The sequence below is a fragment of the Synechococcales cyanobacterium T60_A2020_003 genome (genome assembly GCA_015272205.1).
In the GTDB taxonomy this organism is placed as follows: Bacteria; Cyanobacteriota; Cyanobacteriia; order RECH01; family RECH01; genus JACYMB01.
Map to the genome: position 1 here is coordinate 1 of JACYMB010000257.1, position 2,739 is coordinate 2,739.

The 2,739-nt window shown below is 52.0% G+C and carries 3 protein-coding genes and 1 pseudogene; 1 reads left to right on the plus strand and 3 read right to left on the minus strand.

The features are described from left to right. Nucleotides 1-128: 128 nt before the first annotated feature. The 3 genes and pseudogenes from IGR76_12790 to grxC all read right to left on the minus strand — a co-directional run bounded on the left by IGR76_12790 (nucleotide 129) and on the right by grxC (nucleotide 1,725). A pseudogene (locus tag IGR76_12790) lies at nucleotides 129-335 on the minus strand (Uma2 family endonuclease). A gap of 105 nt (nucleotides 336-440) precedes the next feature. After that, the gene (gshB, locus tag IGR76_12795; GenBank protein MBF2079358.1) at nucleotides 441-1,406 is read right to left on the minus strand and encodes a glutathione synthase; all 966 of its coding nucleotides are present in this window, start codon (nucleotides 1,404-1,406) and stop codon (nucleotides 441-443) included. Nucleotides 1,407-1,464: 58 nt separating this feature from the next. Continuing rightward, nucleotides 1,465-1,725, minus strand: coding sequence for a glutaredoxin 3 (gene grxC, locus IGR76_12800; GenBank protein ID MBF2079359.1), 261 nt, complete (start codon nucleotides 1,723-1,725; stop codon nucleotides 1,465-1,467). Between the two features lie 255 nt (nucleotides 1,726-1,980). On the opposite strand from grxC, the gene IGR76_12805 reads away from it, so the two are divergent. Beyond that, nucleotides 1,981-2,442, plus strand: coding sequence for a PPC domain-containing protein (locus IGR76_12805; GenBank protein ID MBF2079360.1), 462 nt, complete (start codon nucleotides 1,981-1,983; stop codon nucleotides 2,440-2,442). Nucleotides 2,443-2,739 lie beyond the last annotated feature (297 nt).

Genomic DNA, 2,739 nt, shown 5'->3' on the forward strand with positions numbered 1-2,739 from the left:
TGTTCCATCTTGGAGGTGATGCTTACCGTTTTTGACCCCCTGCTGGCTTTGACAAGGAGGGCAGGGCATCGCTAGAACTGGTTCACTACCTTTTCATTCTATCCATCACTTATTAGGCGACCAGTGCCCATATCCGCAATGTACACCCGGCATCCAGTGCCACGAACATGACTACGCAGTAAGGCAAAGAGATTCCCAGCAATGGTGACATGGGCATCGCTGGCTCCGACCATCGCATAGATCTCACCATTGATATATTCATGCTTGATGGGACTCTCCGCTTCAAGCTGGAGGTAGTCTTCGGCAGATAGGGTCGGCGGAGGCGATGCCATCATGGACTATCGAATCCTAGGGATGGATTCATTGTAGATCGGTTGGAATTGGAGGTTGGTTCATACGGGGCGATCGCCCAATCCCGACTGGTCTACTATCAAAAATCCCTATCCCTGCGTTTCCGCCAACCACTGGATCACCTGATGACCCAACCGCACATCATTCAGCCGATCGATTTCTCGAATCCCGGTCGGGCTGGTGACATTTACCTCCGTCAAGTAGCCCCCGATGATGTCAATGCCCACAAACATCAGCCCATCTCGCCGCAGGATTGGAGCCAACATCTCACAAATTTCGCGATCGCGGGCTGTGATGTCCACACTCGCCACTCGCCCCCCCACCGCCATATTGCCGCGAAACTCTCGTCCCGTCGGAATTCGGTTCACGGCTCCCAGGGGTTCCCCATTCAGCATAATAATCCGCTTATCGCCATCCTTGGCCGCAGGCAAATACTCCTGCACCATCACCGGAAGCCGTCCCCGATGGGTGCTGATCTCCACCATCGAGTTGAAGTTGCGATCGCCCGATTCTAGGAACAAAATTCCCTCGCCCGCCTTGCCTCCCAAAGGCTTCAGAACCGCCGCACCTCGCCGATCCACGAACGACTGAATCACACTTTTTTCAGCGCTCACAATCGTTTCCGGCAGCGCACCGATAAACTGGAGGGCATACATTTTCTCATTCGCTGCTCGAATCCCCGACGGTGCATTAATCACCCGCGTTTGACGTTGATCGACGTGATCGAGAATGTAGGTGGCGTAGAGGTAGGGAACGTCCATCGGCGGATCGGTTCGCATGAACACCACATCCATTTCATTGAGCGATCGCAAAATGCAGTCGCCTAGCTCAAACCAAACGCTTGGAACTTGCCATTGCCCATCCACCAACTCCACCGGATGGATCGTCACCTGCTGCAACGGGGCAAAGGCTTCTCCCTGTAAAACATTGAGCTGACTCGCTTCCGTGATCCACACCTCATGCCCTAGCACTTGCGCGGCTTCCATCAACGCCACGCTGGTGTCATGACCAGGATCTAGCTTTTGAATGGGGTCGATAATAAATGCAAACTTCACCAGCGATGCCTCCACCGTGCCCTACCTACACCATTCAACCATTCGACGGTACGACAAGCTATGCAGCTAAAAGAGAATCTAATCGTCCCTGGGATTCTAGGGCGTACAGATCATCGCAGCCACCAATGTGCTGCTCATCGATAAAGATCTGGGGCAGGCTCCGACGACCGTTTGCCCGCTTAGCCATCGTTGCCCGCGCCGCTTCATCCCCATCAATGCAATATTCCGTAAACTCAATCCCTTTCTTGCTCAGAAGTGCCTTTGCACGAACGCAGAAGGGACACATGCTCCAGGTATAAATCTCAACGTTAGCCGCCATCGGACACCTCGTTTAGCTTAGATCTGAAATACTTCTTAATCTTAATCTAGCGTGATGGGCGATCGCACCTGAATCGTGATTTGGCGATCGCACCTTAGTACGCGAGATGCGTAGGCGATCGCTCAAGACCCAAGTGATAGACGTCCTGGCAAAACATAAAGATTACCTTCGAAATCGTTCTCAGCCGAAGTTCTTCTAGGAGAATATTGCATAATTGACAAGTTCTAATCTGTACTACCGGGATATTTCATGTTGATGAGCCGCTTGCCACTCCGCCCAATGCGCTTACCCGTTGCCCTCTCCGCGACACTCCTGAGCTTAAGTCTCAGCAGTTTGACCGCTAAATCAGCAAACGCCCAAGACCTTTACAATCCCATTGAGTTACCTGGAACCGGGGAAGTCACGGATGTGTTATCTGACAAAGATATCCCCACGGGCTTTGGTGGCTTTGCACGGGATTATGTGGTTTCCTTGAAATCGGGCGATCACATTGTGATTGATCTCCTATCCGAAGAATTTGACACGATCGTGACGCTAATTGCCCCCGATGGCTCAACATTTGGTGAAAACGACGACGGCCCTGATGGGACAACCAACTCGCTTCTGTTTGCTCGCATTCTTGATGGTGGGAACTACATCGTGCGCGTTCGTCCCTATGGGGGACAGGGGCTTGGTACGTTTACCCTCAAGTTGACCCGTCTGCGTCCGGTAGAGTAGGTCGTTCGCTATCTCTATACATGAGTCTTGGTAGTGAGCTGCGGTATACGGGTTCTGATTCAGTAGCAAAATCAGCCCGTATACTTGTAAGACGCTTAGTAAGACGCTTAGAACCTTCGTTTTTAAGGAGGTTGGGCGATCGCCAATGAACCTAGTCAAAAAAAGTTTGCCGTTTAGCTTGCCAAGATCCCCAAAGTTTTGCTAGCTTAATGAAGCGCTGAACGCATGTGCAACTCAACCCCTAGCCGGGATAGCTCAGTCGGTAGAGCAGAGGACTGAAAATCCTCGTGTCGGCGG

Excerpts from the sequence above, each read along its gene's own strand:
- IGR76_12805 (MBF2079360.1), top strand. The coding sequence starts at position 1,981 with ATGAGCCGCTTGCCACTCCGCCCAATGCGCTTACCCGTTGCCCTCTCC.
- grxC (MBF2079359.1), bottom strand. The coding sequence starts at position 1,725 with ATGGCGGCTAACGTTGAGATTTATACCTGGAGCATGTGTCCCTTCTGC.